16 protein-coding genes are annotated in these 17,064 nt (G+C 72.0%); 6 read left to right on the top strand and 10 right to left on the bottom strand.

All coding sequences use genetic code 11. The annotated features are described in order from the left end of the window. Positions 1–17: 17 nt before the first annotated feature. From AB0J74_RS07585 to AB0J74_RS07560, 6 genes are all read right to left on the bottom strand, one after another. The gene (locus tag AB0J74_RS07585; RefSeq protein ID WP_363445742.1) at positions 18–1,562 is read right to left on the bottom strand and encodes a fused MFS/spermidine synthase; all 1,545 of its coding nucleotides are present in this window, start codon (positions 1,560–1,562) and stop codon (positions 18–20) included. 25 nt (positions 1,563–1,587) lie between these two features. Beyond that, the gene (locus tag AB0J74_RS07580) at positions 1,588–2,607 is read right to left on the bottom strand and encodes a hypothetical protein (RefSeq protein WP_363445740.1); all 1,020 of its coding nucleotides are present in this window, start codon (positions 2,605–2,607) and stop codon (positions 1,588–1,590) included. A gap of 109 nt (positions 2,608–2,716) precedes the next feature. Then, a complete protein-coding gene (locus AB0J74_RS07575; protein ID WP_363445738.1) occupies positions 2,717–3,487 on the bottom strand; it encodes an inositol monophosphatase family protein in 771 nt (256 codons plus the stop codon). A gap of 45 nt (positions 3,488–3,532) precedes the next feature. Further along, positions 3,533–3,985 (bottom strand): response regulator, encoded by a 453-nt coding sequence (locus tag AB0J74_RS07570; protein ID WP_363445736.1) that lies wholly within the window; start codon positions 3,983–3,985, stop codon positions 3,533–3,535. Next, positions 3,982–5,616: an ATP-binding protein gene (locus AB0J74_RS07565; protein WP_363445734.1), complete on the bottom strand. Its 1,635-nt coding sequence runs from the start codon at positions 5,614–5,616 to the stop codon at positions 3,982–3,984. The genes AB0J74_RS07570 and AB0J74_RS07565 overlap by 4 nt, the downstream gene beginning before the upstream one ends. Further along, complete coding sequence (locus AB0J74_RS07560) at positions 5,613–6,791, bottom strand: fused response regulator/phosphatase (RefSeq protein WP_363446584.1); 1,179 nt, start codon at positions 6,789–6,791, stop codon at positions 5,613–5,615. The genes AB0J74_RS07565 and AB0J74_RS07560 overlap by 4 nt, the downstream gene beginning before the upstream one ends. A gap of 181 nt (positions 6,792–6,972) precedes the next feature. Here AB0J74_RS07560 and AB0J74_RS07555 point away from each other — a divergent pair, with 181 nt between their 5' ends. Beyond that, positions 6,973–9,366 (top strand): M28 family peptidase, encoded by a 2,394-nt coding sequence (locus AB0J74_RS07555; protein WP_363445732.1) that lies wholly within the window; start codon positions 6,973–6,975, stop codon positions 9,364–9,366. Between the two features lie 80 nt (positions 9,367–9,446). Here the strand turns inward: AB0J74_RS07555 and AB0J74_RS07550 are convergent, their stop codons facing one another. The 4 genes from AB0J74_RS07550 to AB0J74_RS07535 all read right to left on the bottom strand — a co-directional run bounded on the left by AB0J74_RS07550 (position 9,447) and on the right by AB0J74_RS07535 (position 12,361). Beyond that, a complete protein-coding gene (locus AB0J74_RS07550; RefSeq protein WP_363445730.1) occupies positions 9,447–10,895 on the bottom strand; it encodes a hypothetical protein in 1,449 nt (482 codons plus the stop codon). Positions 10,896–10,972: 77 nt separating this feature from the next. Then, a complete protein-coding gene (locus AB0J74_RS07545; RefSeq protein ID WP_363445728.1) occupies positions 10,973–11,227 on the bottom strand; it encodes a Smr/MutS family protein in 255 nt (84 codons plus the stop codon). After that, complete coding sequence (locus AB0J74_RS07540) at positions 11,224–11,589, bottom strand: tetratricopeptide repeat protein (protein ID WP_363445726.1); 366 nt, start codon at positions 11,587–11,589, stop codon at positions 11,224–11,226. Before AB0J74_RS07540 ends, AB0J74_RS07545 begins: the two co-directional genes overlap by 4 nt. A gap of 19 nt (positions 11,590–11,608) precedes the next feature. Further along, positions 11,609–12,361, bottom strand: coding sequence for an ROK family protein (locus tag AB0J74_RS07535; RefSeq protein WP_363445724.1), 753 nt, complete (start codon positions 12,359–12,361; stop codon positions 11,609–11,611). 81 nt (positions 12,362–12,442) lie between these two features. On the opposite strand from AB0J74_RS07535, the gene AB0J74_RS07530 reads away from it, so the two are divergent. The 5 genes from AB0J74_RS07530 to AB0J74_RS07510 are packed head-to-tail and all read left to right on the top strand — an operon-like array spanning position 12,443 to position 16,915. After that, complete coding sequence (locus AB0J74_RS07530; protein WP_363445722.1) at positions 12,443–14,065, top strand: ABC-F family ATP-binding cassette domain-containing protein; 1,623 nt, start codon at positions 12,443–12,445, stop codon at positions 14,063–14,065. A gap of 37 nt (positions 14,066–14,102) precedes the next feature. Next, a complete protein-coding gene (locus AB0J74_RS07525) occupies positions 14,103–14,429 on the top strand; it encodes a metalloregulator ArsR/SmtB family transcription factor (RefSeq protein ID WP_363445720.1) in 327 nt (108 codons plus the stop codon). 54 nt (positions 14,430–14,483) lie between these two features. After that, positions 14,484–15,053, top strand: a complete 570-nt coding sequence (locus AB0J74_RS07520; protein ID WP_363445718.1) for an NAD(P)H-dependent oxidoreductase — start codon at positions 14,484–14,486, stop codon at positions 15,051–15,053. Positions 15,054–15,077: 24 nt separating this feature from the next. After that, positions 15,078–16,073 carry an ATP-binding cassette domain-containing protein gene (locus tag AB0J74_RS07515; protein ID WP_363445716.1) on the top strand — a complete coding sequence of 332 codons (996 nt, stop codon included), beginning with the start codon at positions 15,078–15,080 and terminating at the stop codon, positions 16,071–16,073. Beyond that, entirely contained in the window at positions 16,070–16,915 is an 846-nt protein-coding gene (locus AB0J74_RS07510) for an ABC transporter permease (protein WP_363445714.1), read from the top strand. The genes AB0J74_RS07515 and AB0J74_RS07510 overlap by 4 nt, the downstream gene beginning before the upstream one ends. Positions 16,916–17,064: the final 149 nt, after the last annotated feature.

Below are 17,064 nucleotides of genomic sequence, written 5' to 3'. Positions count from 1 at the left end.
TGAGGCGGGGCCGCGGCTCAGCCGCCGTTGGCCAGCAGCTGGTCGACCGGCGCGTACTCGTCGGTCAGCGGTTTGGCGTCGCCGACGAACGCGGCCAGCTCGGCGCCGGTGACGATGGTGGCATGTCCGCCGTCGTCGTCGGCGCCGATCTGGGTGGCGAGCTGGTCCATCGGCAGCGGTGCCGGCGAGGCCACGATGACGAAGTTGGAACCCTGCTCACCGGCCAGCGAGGCGGCCGGCGCGATCAGGGCGACGTGCGGGAACGCGGCGGCGACGGTGGCCACCTCGGCCTTGATGAAGCGCAGCGGCGGATAGTCGATGACGTTCTGCGCGTAGACGCCGTCGGGCCGGACCACCCGGCGGATGTCGGCGGCCATCTCCCGGGTGGCCAGGTGCCAGGGCACCACGAGATGCCCGAACGCGTCGCCGATCACCAGGTCGGCGCTGGCCGTCGGGCGCTTCGCGAGCAGCATCCGGGCGTCGCCGACCTTGGTGGTCAGGTCGGGGCCCTGGCGCACCCCGAGTTCGCGTTCGTCGAGGGCGACCAGCGCGCCGTCCAGCTCGTACACCTCGTTGCTGGTGCCGGGTCGGGTGGCGGTGAGATAGCGCGGCATCGTGAAGCCGCCGCCGCCGAGGTGCACCGCGTCGATCCGCTCGCCGGGCGGCTTGACCGCGCCGGCGACCGCACCGAACCAGCGGGTGTAGGCGAACTCCAGGTAGGTCGGGTCGTCGAGGTCCACGAAGGAGTGCCGGGCGGAGTTGAGGAACAGTGTCCGACCACCCTCGCGGGCGGGGTCCGGCACGACCGCCGCGCAGTGGTAGGCGGTCTCGATGTCGCACGGCGTCGGCGCGGCCGCGGACAGCCCGGCGCCGGCCAGGCCGACGACCGCGAGCAGCGCGCCGGCCCGGCTGGTGCCGGCCAGCGGCAGCCGATCGGCCCGGCGGAGGTAGACGCCGAGGGCCAGGCCGGCGACGCCGAGCGCGACCGCGAGGCCGATCAGGATGACCGAGGTGGGCAGCGCGGCGACCAGGATGAAACCGGTGACCAGCGTGGCGGTCACCGCGCCGAGGGTGCCGACGCTGCTCAGCTTGCCGACCACCTGGCCGGTGTTGCGCAGGTCGCCGAGCTGGAGCTTGACCACCAGCGGGGTGACCGCGGAGAGCAGGAACGCGGGGATGAACACCGCGAGCGCGGTGAGCAGCAGGATGCCGCTGACCGCACTGCCGCGCAGGGCCTCGCCGGCGTAGCGGACGATCGGCAGCGTCACCGCGGTCGCGATGCCGGCCAGCACCAGCGCGCCGGGCAGCAGCGTGCGCGGGTTGTGCCTGTCGGCCACCCGGCCGCCCGTCCAGGCACCGTAGGCGATCGCGGCCAGCGCCACCCCGATCACCGAACTGGTCACCTGGAGGGTGACCCCGAGATAGGGGCCGACCAGTCGCAATGCGACCGTCTCCAGGACGAGAACCGCGCCGCTGGCGAGGAACACGAGGAAGGCGGCGAGGCCGCCGGGGAGCGGCCGGCGCTCAGACGTATCGACCGCGATCGCGGCGCTCTGATCCATTTTGTCAGGGTACGGGGACAACCCGTTACAGCATGGAGAGGTGCACGTGGTTCGTGTGGTTGGCGGCGGGATCGCTGCCGCCGTCGTAGGACTTCCAACCCGTGCCCGGCATCCAGATCCGTCGATACCAGATGACGTACATCACGCCGAGCGCGTCGGCGTTCTTGATGAAGTAGGACGCCAGGTTGTCCCCGTAGGTCTTGTCGCCGCCGGTCGCGCTCTTGTTCTCGAAGCCGCCGGCCGCCGCGGAGAAGTCGCACGCCCGGCCCTTCGGGTGCTCCCCGCCGCCACCGGAGCGATGACAGGAGACGTAGCGCTTGAACCCGTCGGACTGCGCTTCCCGCATGGCGTGCAGCGTGCGCGGCGTGATGCAGCCGGTCGCCGGGGTCGGGTCGTCGACCGAGCAGGACTCGGTCGGCCACGAACCGTCGGCGTTGCGCTTGGCCGGCTGGGCCGCCGGTGAGTTGGGATTGATGTAGCCGGCGCTGGTGGCGCCGCCACCGACACTGCGCAGCGCGCGCTCGGCGTCGGCCTTGCGCTGAGCCAGCGTCGCGACCTGCTTCTGCTGCTCGCGCACTTCGGCGTCGAGTTGCGCCTTGGCCAGCTGGGCGGCCTCGTGCGCCTCCTGATAGCCGCGCAGGGCGCCGGCGTCGCGCTGCGCCATCAGCTCCAGGCTGCCGGCGCGGGCCAGGAAGTCGTCGGGCGAGGCGCTGTTGAGCAGGGCGGACAGCGTGGTGAGCCGGCCCGTGCGGTAGGACTCGACGGCCATCACCCCGACCTGGGTGCGCATCACGTCGACCTGCGTGTCGAGCGCGGCCACCTCTTTGTTGATCCGGAAGGCCCGCTTCTTCGAGTCGTCGAGCTTGCGCTGCGCCTCGATCTGCCCCTTGGCCGCGGCTTCGAGGTTGTCACGCAGTTTCTTCTCGTCGTTTTCCTTGGGCGCGGGGTTGGGCGCGGCGAACGCGCCGGCTTGTGGCGCACCGACCGCGACGACCACGGTCGCGAGCAGCAGGGCGAGCAGGGAGACCCACCGGCGCCGCGTCACCGTCCGAGGCACTGCGATTCCCTTCCGTCACAATCGATCCCCCGTTGGCCGCCGGACAGAGTACCCGATCGGCAGCCGCCCGGCGCTCCTCGGAATCGGCCGCCGGCGATCAGGGGATCAAGGCGCCGGCCACCGCCTGCCAGGTCTGCTCGTCGGCGGCCGCCAGCAGCCCCTCGCCCGGATCCGGGCTGACCGCGTAGTCGGCGCCGTCGAGCCGGCGCACCACTCCGCCCGCTTCGCGCACCAGCAGCGCGCCCGGTGCGTGGTCCCAGGGCCAGGTCCGCCAGAACATCGTGAACTGTTGCTTGCGGGCGATCAGGTCGAGGTACTCGCGCCCGGCGCAGTGCTGGCCACCGGTGACCTCGCCCAGCCGGCGCTTCCCGTTCGTCACCTTGGCCCGCAGGTCGGCCGGGTAGTAGGTGGCCGGCGCGATGCCGCGGATCTCCGCAGTCGGCAGCGGCGTGGCCGGTTCGACCCGCTGGTCGTTCAGGAACGCTCCGCCGCCGGCGATTGCGTGGCCCATGAGATCGTCGATCGGGTCGTAGATCCAGGCGCCGACCGGCTGCCCCTCCTCCACCAGCGCGACCATCACGCAGAACGGCGTGCGGCCCGAGGCGTAGTTGGCGGTGCCGTCGATCGGGTCGACGATCCAGGCGGGCGCGTCGCCGGCCACCCGCCGGAGCACCGCCGGATCGGCGGCGACCGCCTCCTCGCCGACCACCACCGAACCGGGAAGCAGGTCGAGCAGGCCGGCGGTGAGCACCTCCTCGGACCGGCGGTCGGCGACGGTGACCACCTCACCGGGACCCTTCTCGCTGATCTCGGAGGCTCGCAGGTGCTGGAATGACGGGAGGACGACGGTGGCGGCGGTCTGCCGCACCAGCGCGCCGACCTGACCGTTGAGCTGTGCGTTGATAAGGCGGTCCTAGTTGCGCGGAGGGAGCTTGACGACGCTGACGAAGAACTCGTCGATCTGGCGTACGACCGAGATGAACTGTTCGAAGTCGACGGGCTTGGTGACGTAGGCGTTGGCGTGCAGTTGGTAGCTGCGCAGGATGTCTTCGTCGGCGGCCGACGTGGTCAGCACCACGACCGGAATCTGGCGGAGTTCGTCGTCTTTCTTGATCTCCTCAAGCACCTCGCGACCGTCCCGGCGGGGCAGGTTGAGGTCGAGCAGGATCAGGTCAGGTGACACCGCGTCGGCGTAGCGGCCCTCGCGGCGCAGGTAGGCCAGCGCCTCCGCGCCGTCGGACACCACGGTCAGCCGGTTACGCAGCTTGTGCTCCTCGAACGCCTCCTGCGTCATGAGCACGTCGCCCGGGTCGTCTTCGACGAGGAGCACCTCGATGGGGCTCTTGCCGTCGGCTGGTGCCGTCATGCCGCCGCCTCTTTCATGCCAGGTTGAGCCTCTACGCCGGTCGTGTCGTGGGTGGGTTCGGCCTGCCCGGGCGGCTGTTCCGCCGCCGGGGCGTCGTCGGTCGGGTCGACGGCGACCACCGGGAGGGTGAACCGGATGACCGTGCCCTCCTCGACGTCGGCGTCGACCCAGATCCGGCCGCCGTGGTACTCGACGATCTTCTTGGCGATGGCCAACCCGATGCCGGTGCCCGGATAGGCGTCCTTGGAGTGCAGCCGTTGGAAGATCACGAAGATCTTGTCGGCGAACTCCGGCTCCACGCCGATGCCGTTGTCGGCACAGCTGATCTCCCAGTCGTCGCCGATCCGGCGCGCGGAGACCTCGATCCGGGGCGGCACGCCCGGGCGGCGGAACTTGAACGAGTTGCTGACCAGGTTGGTGAGCAGGTTGGTGAGCAGCGCGTCTTCGCCGAGCACGGTCGGCAGGTCGTGCCAGACGAGCTCGCCACCGGCGTACTCCCGGGCGCTCTCGGTCTGGCTACCCACCACGCTCATCACCTTGTCGAGGTCGACCTCGGTGAAGCCGGCCGTGACCCGGCCGATCCGGGAGAACGCCAGCAGGTCGTTGATCAGACGCTGCATCCGCTGCGCGCCGTCGACCGCGAACGCGATGTACTGGTCGGCGCGCTCGTCGAGCTGGCCGGCGTAGCGGCGCTGCAGGAGCTGACAGAAGCTGGCCACCTTGCGCAGCGGTTCCTGCAGGTCGTGCGAGGCCACGTAGGCGAACTGCTCGAGGTCGCGGTTGGACCGGATCAGCTCCTCCGCCTGCCGCTGCAGCTGGCCGTTGACCCACTCGATCCGCTCCCGCGCGGCGCCGACCTCGGCCAGGTCGGCTGCGATCTGCTGGCGCATCGAGTCGATGTCGGCCGCGAGCCGGCTCAGCTCGGGCGGCCCGGTGCCGGAGATCTTCCGCGAGTAGTCACCTCTTCGCACGTCGCGCACCTGGTCGGCGAGCTCGGTGACCGGGCCGATCACCACCCGGTTGAGCGACAGCAGCAGCCCGACCCCGGCGACGATGATCACGGCGGCCGCCACGACCAGCAGGAAGACCAGGGTGTTGCCGGTGTTGCGGGCCTTGGCGGCGACGCTGTCGCGCAGCTCCAGCATCTGCTGCTGCAGCTCGTCGAGGGAGGCGCGCATCTCGTCGAAACGCAGCCGGGCCTGGTCGGTGATGAAGGTCCGGGCGGTGGCGGCGTCGGGCGCGGCGACGACCTTCTCGGCGACGCTGGACCGCCACGCCTGTGCCTGCTCCTCGACCCGGTCGAGCTGGTGCGCGATGTCCGGGTTGTCGGCCAGCAGCGGGCGCATGCCGGCGACCAGCTCGCGTTCGGTCGCGACGCCGGCCGTGTAGGGGCCGAGGTCGGACCGGTCGCCGCTGACCGCGTACCCCCGGATGCCGGTCTCCTGGTTGAGCAGGGCCGTCTGCAGCGCGGCGGCGTTGGTGCGCAGCGGGCCGGTCTTGTCGAGCAGGGTGTCGAGGTGGTTGCGGTTCTGCGCAGCCACCGCGGCGGCGACGACCGCGATCAGCACCAGCACGACGCCGACCAGGGCGGTCAGGGTCCCTACCCGGCGGCGCAGCGTCCAGCCTCTCATCGGCCACTCCCGGCACTGACCAGCAACATCGCGACGTCGTCAGCCAGCGCCCCGCCGTTGGCGTCTTCGGCCCGACCGACCAGCCAGCCCGGCAGGTCGGCGAGCGCGACGCCGTCGGCCGCGGTGACCAGGTCGACCAGCCCGGGCACGTCGAGCCGCTCGTCGCCGGCGCCCACGCGCCCCTCGATGAGGCCGTCGGTATACATCAGCAGGGACCAGTCATCGCTGTCGAACTCCAGCTCGTAGGCCCGCGGCGGGCGGGGTGCCACACCGAGCAGGAGCCCGTTGGGCGCCGCCACGGGTGCGACCCTACCGTTGCTGAGCAGCAACGGCGGCGGGTGGCCGGCGAGCCGCACGGTGGCGCGGTTGGCCCGCAGGTCGATCCGGACGGTGGCGACGGTCGTGAAGATCTCGCGCAGCCGGCGCTCGCTGATCAGCACCTGCTCCAGCGCCGGCAGCACGGCCTCGTCGGGCACCCCGGCCAGCACCAGCGCCCGCCAGGCGACCCGGAGCATGACGCCCAGCGCGGCCTCGTCGGCACCGTGGCCGCAGACGTCGCCGACGATCAGGTCGACCCGGTCGGGTGTTGCCTGCACCACGTCGTAGAAGTCGCCGCCGATCAGCGCCGCGTGCCGGCCGGGCCGGTAGAACGGGTGCACCTGGATCCGGTCGGTCTGCATCAGCGGCCGGGGCAGCAGGCCGCGCTCCAGCCGCGCCGACTCGGCCTGGCGCAACTCGACCTCGCGCAGCCGCAGCGCGTCTTCGTCGGCCCGCTTGCGCTCGACCGCGTAGCGCAGCGCGCGGGTCAACAGGACCCCGTCGACCTGGCCCTTGACCAGGTAGTCCTGGGCGCCCTCGGCGACCGCGACGACACCGAGGTGCTCGTCCTGCCGACCGGTGAGCACGCACACCGCGGCACCGCCGGACAGCGCGAGCACCTGGCGCAGGCCGTCGAGGCCCTGCGCGTCGGGGAGGCCGAGGTCGAGCAGCACGCAGTCGGCGCCGGCCATCAGCGGGCGCGCTTCGGCCAGGCTCTTCGCGTTGACCAGGTCGACGGCCGCCTCGGCCTCGTCGAGCAACTCGCTGACCAGGAAGGCGTCGGCGTCGTCGTCTTCGATGAGCAGCACCCGCAGGCGCTGCCCGGCCGGCCGCTGGCGGCCGCCCTGAGGCGGCACCGCGACCGTCGCCAACCGCTGCTCGCTCACGTCACCAGCCTCTCGTATGGAAGCTTGCCCCCACTCAACTGACCCCGCGGTAGGCAACCGTATGGCACCGTGCACCCACCGTGCCAGGCGGACCCGCCTCTCGTTCACCCCCTGGTTCTAAGGTGTTCTCACTTTGCGCGAAGGAGGCGTGGTGTCCGCTGACGTTCAGCAGCCGGCCGCAGCGGTTCGAGCCCCGGCCGAGCGGGCGCTGGCCCGCCCGGAACGGCGGGCCCTGACGGCGCTGGTGGCCGTCGTGGTCCTGGGCGCCATCGGTGCGATCTCGTTGCTCGACATCCGCCCACCCGCCCCGAAACCGGTGTCGGCGCCGGCCGACCAGTTCAGTGCCGCCCGGGCCGCCGACCACATCAACACCTTCGCAGCGCGTACGCACGTGGCCGGAAGTGCCAACAACGACACGGTGCGTAACTATTTGGTCAACACGCTGTCGGGTTTCGGACTGCGTACCTCGGTGCAGGACACCGTCGGTGGCGAGGCCGGCGACCTGAGCGGCAGTTCCGGCGCGGCGGCCGTCGCGCACGTCCGCAACGTGGTCGCCGAGGTGCCCGGCACCGACCCGACCGGCACCGTGTTCCTGGTCGCGCACTACGACTCGGTCCAGGTCGGCCCGGGCGGCAACGACGACGGCGCCGGCACCTCGTCGGTGCTCGAGGTGGCCCGCGCGCTGTCGCAGGGTCCCGCCCCGCGCAACAACGTGGTCTTCGTGCTGACCGACGCCGAGGAGGCCTGCCTGTGCGGCGCGCTCGCGTTCGCCTCCGCACACCCGCTGGCCAAGGACGGCGGTGTCGCGCTCAACCTGGAGGCCCGTGGCAGCACCGGTCCGGTCATCATGTTCGAGACCTCGCGCGACAACGCGAAGCTGGTCTCTCTGTTCCGGAGCGCGGCGCCGCACCCGGTGGGCACCTCGTTCGCCGTCGAGGTCTACCGGCTGCTGCCCAACGACACCGACTTCACCGCGTTCCTCGGCAACGACTTCGTCGGCCTCAACTCGGCCTACATCGACGGCGGTGCGGTCTACCACACCCCGCTCGACACCCCGGCCTCCGTCGACCGGCGCACCCTGCAGCAACACGGCGAGAACGCGCTCGGCCTGGTCCGCGCGTTCGGCGCCACCGACCTGACCGACCTGCGCGCCAATGGTGACGCCACCTACTTCCCGGTGCCGGGCACGCTGGTCAGCTATCCCGGCTGGCTGACCTGGCCGCTGGCCGGCCTCGCCCTGCTCGCGGTCGTCGGGCTCGCGCTGCTGACCGTCCGCTCCGGGCGCGCCACCTGGGGCAAGGTCGCCGCCGGCTTCGGCCTCGGCCTGGTGCCGATCGTGGCCGCACCGCTGGCCGCCCAGCTCCTCTGGATGCTGGTCACCGCGCTCCGCCCGGGGTACGCCGACCTGCTCGACCCGTACCGCCCCCTGCTGTGGCGGCTCACGGTGATCCTGCTCGCCGCGACCGTGCTACTGACCTGGTACGCCCTGCTCCGCCGCCGGATCGGCCCGGCCGCACTGGCGCTCGGCGCCTTCGGCTGGCTGGCCGTGCTCGGCCTGGTGCTGGCGGCGGCCACCCCCGGCGGCTCCTACCTGGCCGCGCTCCCCGCGCTGGCCGGCGCCCTCGGTGGGATCGTGGCGCTGCGGCTGCGCGGCGCGTGGACGGCCGTGCCGCTGACCGTCGGGGCCGCGGTCGGCGTGGTCATCCTGGTGCCGACGGTGGTGCTGCTCTTCCCCGCGCTCGGCATGGCGATGGGTGGTGTCGGCGCGCTGTTCGCGACGCTGTTGGGCCTGGCCGCGCTGCCGATCGTCGACCTGCTCCTGCCGGCCGCCGGTGGCCAGCGGGGGCTGGTGGCCCTGCGGGCCCGCCGGCTCGGGCTCGGCGTGCCGGTGCTGGCCCTGGTGGCGACGCTGGCGCTGGCGGGTTCGGCGTTCGCGGTCGACCGCTTCGATGCCGCACACCCGATCCCGACCCACCTGATGTACGCGCTCGACGCCGACACCGGGCAGGCGCGCTGGGTGAGCTACGAGTCGTCGCCGCAGCCCTGGACGGCCGGGTACCTGGCCACGCGGGAGAAGGTCGGCACGCAGTTCCCGGAGATCGGTGCTTCGACCGTGCGAACGGGTCCGGCGCAGGCGGCCGCGTTGCCGCCGGCCGCGCTGACCGTGGTGTCGGACTCGACGGCGGGCGGCGTACGCACGCTGCGGGTGAAGCTCGCACCGCAGCGCCAGGTGCGGCTCGCGGCCCTGCACGTCGACGGTGCGACGGCCACGGTGGACCAGGCGTCGGTCGACGGTTTCGAGGTGCCGGTCGACCGCAGCGGCCCGTGGTCGTTCGGTCTCGTCTTCCACGCGCCGCCGGCCGGCGGCTTCGAGGTCTCGCTGACCCTGCGCCCGGCCGGGGCCGGCCCGGTCCGCTTCCGTGTCGAAGACGGCAGCGACGGGCTGGAGGCCTTGCCCGGCTTCAAGCCCCGGCCGGCGGGCGTCGGTGTGCTGGGCAGCCACAGCTCGGAACTCGTCCTGGTGGTCAAGAGCTACCTGCTGTGAGGCTTTGCTCCGCACCCCTGTGGGAAGCGCCCGATCGCTTCCGGTGAGGGTGCAGAGCAAAGCCTCGACCAACGTGTGCGTCAGGCGGCGCGGTGGCGGCCGATCAGGCGCGGCAGGCGGCGGCGCCGGCGGCGGATCAGGGCCGTGCTCACGCCGGCGAGCCCGAAGGCCAACAGGACCGCGGCCAGGCGCAGGACGCCGCCGGTGAGACGGCCGTCGTCGGACCGCAGGGTGACCGCTCCGGGTGCTGAGCTGCCGGTCGGCGCCGGCGCCACTGGCGGTTCCTGCTCGACCGCGCCGCTGGGCCCGTTGTCGACCTCGGCCGAGGTGGCCGAGCCCGCGCCGCTCATGTTGAGCCCGGTCGTGGGGGAGGTCGCCGAGGCGATCGGGTTGCCCGTGGGAAGGTCGCCCGAGGTGCCGCTGTCGGCCAGGTCGCCGGCGTCGCCCATCGCGCCGCCCTGGTCACCGCCGAATACCGGCCCGCCGTCGCCGTACGTGCCGCTGCCGCCGTACGTGCCGGTGTCGCCGTAGGTGCCGCTGCCGCCGTACGTGCCGGTGTCGCCGTAGGTGCCGCTGCCACCGAACGAACCGCTGTCGCCGAGTGAGCCGCTGCCACCGAGTGAGCCGCTGCCACCGAATTCGTTGCCGGGCAGGACGCCGCCCGGGTCGGCCGGGATGGCGCCGTCACCGTAGGTGTTGTCGATGACGCCACCGCTGTTGTAGCCGCCGGTGTCGTTGCCTGGCAGGACGCTGCCGTCGGAGGCGTACGGGCCGCCGTCGCTGTAGGCGTCGGGGACGATGCCCGGCACGACGCCGGCCGAGTAGTCGGTCGTGTCGACCTGGCCCGGATCGCTCGCCGCCGGCGGGATCACCGGTGCCGGCGCGGGCACCGGGTCGGCGTCGGGCTCGGTCAGGTCGACGGTGCCATGCGGCAGGTCCGCGAGGCCGGGCGTACGCGTCGGCGTCGGCGTCGGCGTGGGCCTCGGGGTGGCGGTCGGTGTCGGTGTCGGTGTCGGGGTCGGCGTGGCTGTCGGCGCGGCGAAGGCCTCGCCGAACACCGCCGGCTCGGTCGGGCCGGCCGGCGGCGCCGCCGCCCCGGCGGGACAGGTCTGCGCGATGGCGACATTCCGGGCCGTGCCCGAGATGGCCGCGGTCGCGGCGGCCAGCCGGCCGCCCTTGTCGACCACGAGCCAGGCCGCGCTTCCGTCGATGCCGCCGCCGGCACCGGGCGCCTTCCGCGACACCGCCTGGCCGGCGGGCGCCGTGAAGGCGGCGCTCAGGGCGACGATGTCGCCGGTCCGCACGGGCTCGCCGGGCAGTTCGAAGACCCAGACATCCTTGTCCGGGTACGGGCCACCGCCCAGCTTGGCGTCGCACGCGTGCTTACCGACCTCCGCGGCCGTCGTGGGCACACTGGTCGGCAGCACGTTGACATACATCTCCGCGCTGGCCGCCGTCGGCACGGCGACACCCAGCCCGCCACCCACTGCCGCCGCGGCCAGGGCCGCACCCAGCGATCGTCCTCTCATCCCGCTCCCCCGAATCAGACATGAGACGCACCCAGGTGCGATCGTGCCCGATCGAGGGACAAAATGTGGGGAATTGTCTATTTCCAGCGGAAGTGCACGAACAACCGGCCGAAGTTCTTCGAGTCCTTCTCCACGCGGTGGTAGAGCTGCTTGACGTCTTTCTGGTCCAGGAAGCGCAGCACCTTCTTCTTCAGCGCGCCCGAACCCTTGCCGGGGATGATCTCGACGAGGGTGGCCTTCTTGGCCACGGCCTCGTCGATGATCCCGCGGAGCGCCCGATCGATGTCGTGCCCGCGGTTGTAGATGTCGTGCAGGTCGAGCTTGAGCTTCACCGGGGGTTGACCTTCGACTCGACGCGCTCCAGCGCCTGGGCGTAGTCGCGGTGCTCGGCGTGCATCGCCGCCGCGATCCGCAGGTGGGTCAGCGCCTCCGAGGCGCGCCCCTGCCGTTCCAGCGTGCGGCCCAGCACGTGGTGCGCGTAGTGGTCGCTCGGGTCGCGCTCAACCAGCGCCCGCAACTGCTCCTCGGCCCGGCCGAGCTGGGCCGACTGGAAGTAGGCGCGGGCCAGCAACTGCCGCACGGACGCGTTGTCGGGCTCGGCCGCCACGATCGGCTCCAGCAGCCGCGCCGCACCGGTCGGATCGCCGGCTTCGAAGAACAGGTTCGCCCGGCGGTACTCCTCCAGGAGATCCAATGTGCCACCTCCACCTTCGTCAGGGTCGCCGCAGCGACCACGCCCGCACACCACCGAGGATGCCGGCGGTGTTCGGCACTACGACAACGTCGTCACCCATCCGGGACAGCTGCTCGGGCCGGACCAGCCGGGAGTTGCCCCCACCGAGGTAGAGGCGGTCCCAGAGGAAGACCGGCCGCAGCCCGTCGACCACGGTGCGGACCCGCCGTGACCAGAACGCGTCGCCCAACCGGCGCCGCTCGTGCTCGCCGATGTACGTGTCGTAACTCATCCCCCAACGCACGGGTGCCTGGGAGAATTCCAGGTGCGGTGCGAGCTGCCCGCCGTCGAAGAGGGCGCAGCCGAGCCCGGTGCCGAGCGTTATCACCAGCTCCAGCCCGGCCCCGGCGACCACACCGGCCCCGTGCACCTCGGCATCGTTGAGCACCAGCACCGGCGTGCCGAACGCCTCGGCCAGCCCGGCCTGCGCGTCGAACCCGCTCCAGTCGGCGACCAGGTCGGGATCGACCTTCGTACGCGGGCCGGATCGGGTCACGTAGTGCGGTGTGGCCACCACCACCCCGTGCCTGATCATGCCCGGCATCCCCACCGTGACCCGGTCGGCCGTGGGCAGCCGGGCGCCCAGGTCGAGCAGGGTCTTCACGAACAGCGAGGTGGGCAGGGGGTACGGCGTCGGCACCCGCAACGGCCGGGCCCGCATCGTGCCCGCCTCGTCGAGCACCGAGGCCTTGATCCCACCGCCCCCGCAATCGATGGCCAACGTCGTCACCACACGATCAGTCTGCCGTCCCCCGCCGCGTCGCGGTAACGGAGCGGAAGATCACCTCTTCCCCGGGATAGCATCGGCGGCGCTATGACCACGCTGATCGCCAAGGATCTCGCCGCCGGACACGGCGACAAGGTCCTCTTCGCCGACCTCGAACTGGTGGTCGCCCCCGGCGACGTGATCGGCCTCGTCGGCCCCAACGGCGCCGGCAAGTCGACCTTGCTGCGCACGCTCGCCGGGCTCATCCCGGCCGAACAGGGCAGCATCGCGCTCAATCCGCCCACCGCGACCGTCGGCTACCTCCCTCAGGAGCCCGACCGGCGCCCCGGCGAGACGGTGCGGGCATTCCTCGGCCGGCGCACCGGCGTCGCGGCCGCGCAAGCCGACCTCGACGCCGCGACCGAGGCGCTCACCGAGGGCCGAGCGGGCGCCGACGAGGCGTACGCCACCGGTCTGGATCGTTGGCTCGCGCTCGGCGGTGCGGATCTTGACGAACGCCTCGACGACGTCAAGCTCGGGTTCTCGCCCGACCTGCCGATGACGGCGCTCTCCGGCGGGCAGGCGGCCCGCGCGGGCCTGGCGTCGCTGCTGCTCAGCCGCTACGACATCTTCCTGCTCGACGAGCCGACCAACGACCTCGACCTCGACGGGCTGGCCCGGCTGGAGGAGTTCGTCACCGGCCTGCGCGCCGGCACCGTGGTGGTCAGCCACGACCGCGAGTTCCTCGCGCGCACGGTCACCCGGGTGCTCGAACTCGACCTGCACCAGCAGCAGATCAACCACTTCGGCGGCGGCTACCAGTCCTATCTCGACGAACGCGAGGTGGCCCGCCAGCACGCCCGCGACGACTACGACGAATACGCCCAGACGAGGTCCAACCTGGAGGCGCGGGCGCGCACGCAGCGCAGTTGGATGGAGAACGGCGTCCGCAACGCCCGGCGCAAGTCGAAGGACAACGACAAGATCGGCCGCAAGTTCCGCGCCGAGGCGACCGAGAAGCAGGCCGCCAAGGCCCGGCAGACCGAGCGACTGATCGAGCGCCTGGAGGTGGTCGACGAGCCGCGCAAGGAGTGGGAACTGCGGATGACCATCGCCGCGGCACCGCGCGCCGGCGCGGTCGTGGCCACCCTGCGCGGGGCGACCGCGCACCGAGGCGGCTTCACCCTCGGGCCGGTCGACCTCCAGATCGACTGGGCCGACCGGGTGGCGATCACCGGCCCCAACGGCTCCGGCAAGTCGACGCTGCTGGCCGCGCTGCTCGGCCGCCTGCCGCTCGACAGCGGCGACGCGCACCTGGGGCCGGGCGTGGTGATCGGCGAGGTCGACCAGGCCCGCGGCGCCTTCGTCGGCGACGAGCCCCTGGTCGACGCGTTCCGGGCCGCCGTGCCCGGGATGCCGCCCGAGGAGTCGCGCACCCTGCTGGCCAAGTTCGGCCTGCGCAGTGACCACGTGCTGCGCCCCGCGGCGACCTTGTCGCCGGGCGAGCGCACCCGCGCCGGGCTCGCCCTGCTCCAGGCCCGCGGCGTCAACCTGCTCGTCCTCGACGAGCCGACCAACCACCTCGACCTGCCGGCGATCGAGCAACTGGAGTCCGCACTCGACGGCTATCCGGGCACGTTGCTGCTGGTCACCCACGACCGCCGGATGCTCGACGCGGTGAGCGTCAACCGCCGGCTGGCCGTCTCCGCCGGACGCGTATCCGAGCTTTAGGCTTGACTTATATAAACCGCTGCTAGACAGTCGAGACGTGCACGCGTTCGACGTCCTCGGCGACCCCGTCCGGCGACGGATCCTGGAGTTGCTGGCCGACGGCGAGCAGGCGGCCGGCGAGATCGGCGCCGTGATCCAGGCCGAGTTCGGCATCTCGCAACCCGCCGTCTCGCAGCACCTGCGGGTGCTCCGCGACAACGGCTTCACCACCGTGCGCGCGGCCGGCACCCGCCGGCTCTACGCGGTCGACGCGACACCGTTGCGCGAGGTCGACGCCTGGCTGGAGCGCTACCGGCGGTTCTGGAGCCAGCGCCTCGACGCGCTTGAGACCGAAATCGCCCGGGGCCGCCGGGCCCGCCGCTAGATCGGATCTAGCGGAGCGTCTCGCGCCTTCCCCATGAGAGGGGAGGTGGTCACCATGACCGAGGCGCCGTTGCGGTTGGCGGTGATCATCGGGAGCACCCGCGAGGGCCGGGTCGGCGACCGGATCGCACGCTGGTTCGCCGGGCAGGCCAGTGGCCGCACCGACCTCTCGGTCGTGCTCGTCGACCTCGCCGAGTTCGCGTTCCCGCCCGGCTACCCGGCCCGGGCGACACCGCAGATGTCGGCGTTCGCGGCCGAGGTCGGCCGCGCCGACGCGTTCGCCGTCGTCACACCCGAGTACAACCACAGCTTCCCGGCCTCGCTCAAGCAGGCGATCGACTTCGCCTACGACGAGTGGCACGCCAAGCCGGTCGGCTACGTCTCCTACGGCTGCCGGTCGGCCGGCCAGCACGCGGTCGACCAACTCCGCACCGTCTTCACCGCCCTGCACGCGGTCAGCGTCCGCGACGGCGTCGGCGTCGACCTGCTCGACGGTTGCGCCGACCTCGACTCCCGGCTGGCCGGCGACCTCCCGGCGCGGGCCGCCCAGGTGCTGCTCGACCAGCTCTGCTGGTGGGGTCGCGCGCTGAAGGCCGCCCGCGCCGCACACCCCTTTGTCTCCTGAAACTTGTCAACGGAAGGAACGACCATGAGTGACCGCCCAACCGGCCCCGCGATCGAGGCGACGGGCTTGGTCAAGACGTTCGGTGAGACCCGCGCGCTCGACGGCATCGACCTTTCGGTGCCGGCCGGCAGCGTCTACGGCCTGCTCGGACCCAACGGCGCCGGCAAGACCACGGCGGTGCGGGTGCTGGCCACGCTGTCCCGTCCCGACGGCGGCACCGCGCGGGTGTTCGGCCATGACGTGGTGCGCGAGGCCAACGCCGTGCGCGGCAAGGTCAGCTTGACCGGCCAGTACGCCTCGGTCGACGAAGACCTGACCGGCCTGGAGAACCTGATCCTGCTGGGCCGCCTGCTCGGGCACCGCAAGCCGGCGGCGCGAGCGCGGGCGGAGGAGTTGCTCGCGGCGTTCGGCCTCACCGACGCGGCCGACCGCCAGGTGAAGAAATACTCCGGCGGGATGCGCCGCCGCATCGACATCGCGGCGAGCATCCTCAACACACCCGAACTGCTGTTCCTCGACGAGCCCACGACCGGCCTCGACCCGCGCAGCCGTAGCCAGGTGTGGGAGATCATCCGCTCCGTCGTCGCACACGGCACGACGGTCCTGCTGACCACCCAATATCTCGACGAGGCCGACCGGCTCGCCAGCCGGATCGCGGTGGTCGACCACGGCAAGGTGATCGCCGAGGGCACGCCGGGCGAGCTCAAGTCGTCGATCGGCTCGGGCACCATCCACGTGCGACTCCGCGACGCGGCCGCCCGGGCGAAGGCGCAGGAGGTGCTGGCGCGCGCGCTCGGCACGTCGGTCGAGCCCGAAGCCGACCCGGTCTCGCTCAGCGCCCGGGTCGACGGTTCCGACTTCGAGGCCAGCACCCAGGCCGCGCGGGCCCTGTCGGAGTTGGCCGCGGCCGGCATCGTCGTCGACGACTTCTCACTGGGCCAGCCGAGCCTCGACGAGGTCTTCCTGGCCCTGACCGACCGCCCCGCCACCGACCACTCGGAAATGGAGACCGTCCGATGAGCACCACCGCCACCGATGTCCAGACCGTCTTCGTCCCGTCGCCCGAGACGCTGGGAGCCGTCCTCGCGCCCGGTGCCCGACCGCCCAGGCCGAGCGCGTGGTCGGCGTCGGTGACCTTCGGCTGGCGGGCGATGCTGAAGATCAAGCACGTCCCGGAGCAACTCTTCGACGTGACCGCCTTCCCGATCATCATGACCCTGATGTTCACCTACCTGTTCGGCGGTGCCCTCGCCGGCAGCACCGGTGCCTACCTGCAGTTCTTCCTACCCGGCATCATGGTCACCAGCGTCGTGATGATCACCATGTACACCGGCGTGGGCCTGAACACCGACATCGAGAAGGGGGTCTTCGACCGCTTCCGTACCCTCCCGGTCTGGCGTCCCTCAGCCCTGGTCGGCATGATCTTCGGCGACGTCCTCCGCTACGTCCTGGCCGCCCTGGTCATCCTCAGCGTCGGCCTGATCCTGGGCTTCCGCCCCGACGGCGGCCCGACGGGCGTGATCGCCGGCATCGGCCTGCTGGTCGTCTTCTCGTTCGCCTTCTCCTGGGTCTGGACCATGTTCGGCCTGGTGCTGCGCAGCGAAAAGTCGGTGATGGGCGTCAGCATGCTGGTCCTGTTCCCCCTGACGTTCCTGAGCAACGTCTTCGTGGAGCCGCAGACGATGCCGGGCTGGCTGCAGGCCTTCGTCAAGGTCAACCCCATCACCCACCTGGTCGACGCCATCCGCTCGGTCATGGCCGGCACGCCCGACGGCATGAGCATCATGTGGACCCTGCTCTGGAGCGCCGGCTTCGTCGTCGTCTTCGGCTTCCTCACCATGTACCGCTACAACCGCAGGTAGTTCCCGCTCCCGGATGCGGCCCTCGCGCTACGGCGCGGGGGCCGTTTCACATCCCGGTTCGGGTCCCGGGTCCGCGGTGGTGCGGACCGTTGCTCCCGCCGGAGAACGGGCCGGTCCCTGGCGGGCCCGTCCCTGCCAGGTCCGCGAAC

It is taken from the genome of Asanoa sp. NPDC049573 (assembly GCF_040676615.1).
Taxonomy (GTDB): domain Bacteria; phylum Actinomycetota; class Actinomycetes; order Mycobacteriales; family Micromonosporaceae; genus Asanoa.
The sequence above is the reverse complement of the archived record's forward strand: the minus strand, read 5'-3'. Positions and strand labels throughout refer to the sequence as shown.

Coding starts and splice junctions, on each gene's coding strand:
- AB0J74_RS07585 (WP_363445742.1), bottom strand. CDS start 1,562: ATGGATCAGAGCGCCGCGATCGCGGTCGATACGTCTGAGCGCCGGCCG.
- AB0J74_RS07570 (WP_363445736.1), bottom strand. CDS start 3,985: ATGACGGCACCAGCCGACGGCAAGAGCCCCATCGAGGTGCTCCTCGTC.
- AB0J74_RS07565 (WP_363445734.1), bottom strand. CDS start 5,616: ATGAGAGGCTGGACGCTGCGCCGCCGGGTAGGGACCCTGACCGCCCTG.
- AB0J74_RS07550 (WP_363445730.1), bottom strand. CDS start 10,895: ATGAGAGGACGATCGCTGGGTGCGGCCCTGGCCGCGGCGGCAGTGGGT.
- AB0J74_RS07530 (WP_363445722.1), top strand. CDS start 12,443: ATGACCACGCTGATCGCCAAGGATCTCGCCGCCGGACACGGCGACAAG.
- AB0J74_RS07520 (WP_363445718.1), top strand. CDS start 14,484: ATGACCGAGGCGCCGTTGCGGTTGGCGGTGATCATCGGGAGCACCCGC.
- AB0J74_RS07515 (WP_363445716.1), top strand. CDS start 15,078: ATGAGTGACCGCCCAACCGGCCCCGCGATCGAGGCGACGGGCTTGGTC.
- AB0J74_RS07510 (WP_363445714.1), top strand. CDS start 16,070: ATGAGCACCACCGCCACCGATGTCCAGACCGTCTTCGTCCCGTCGCCC.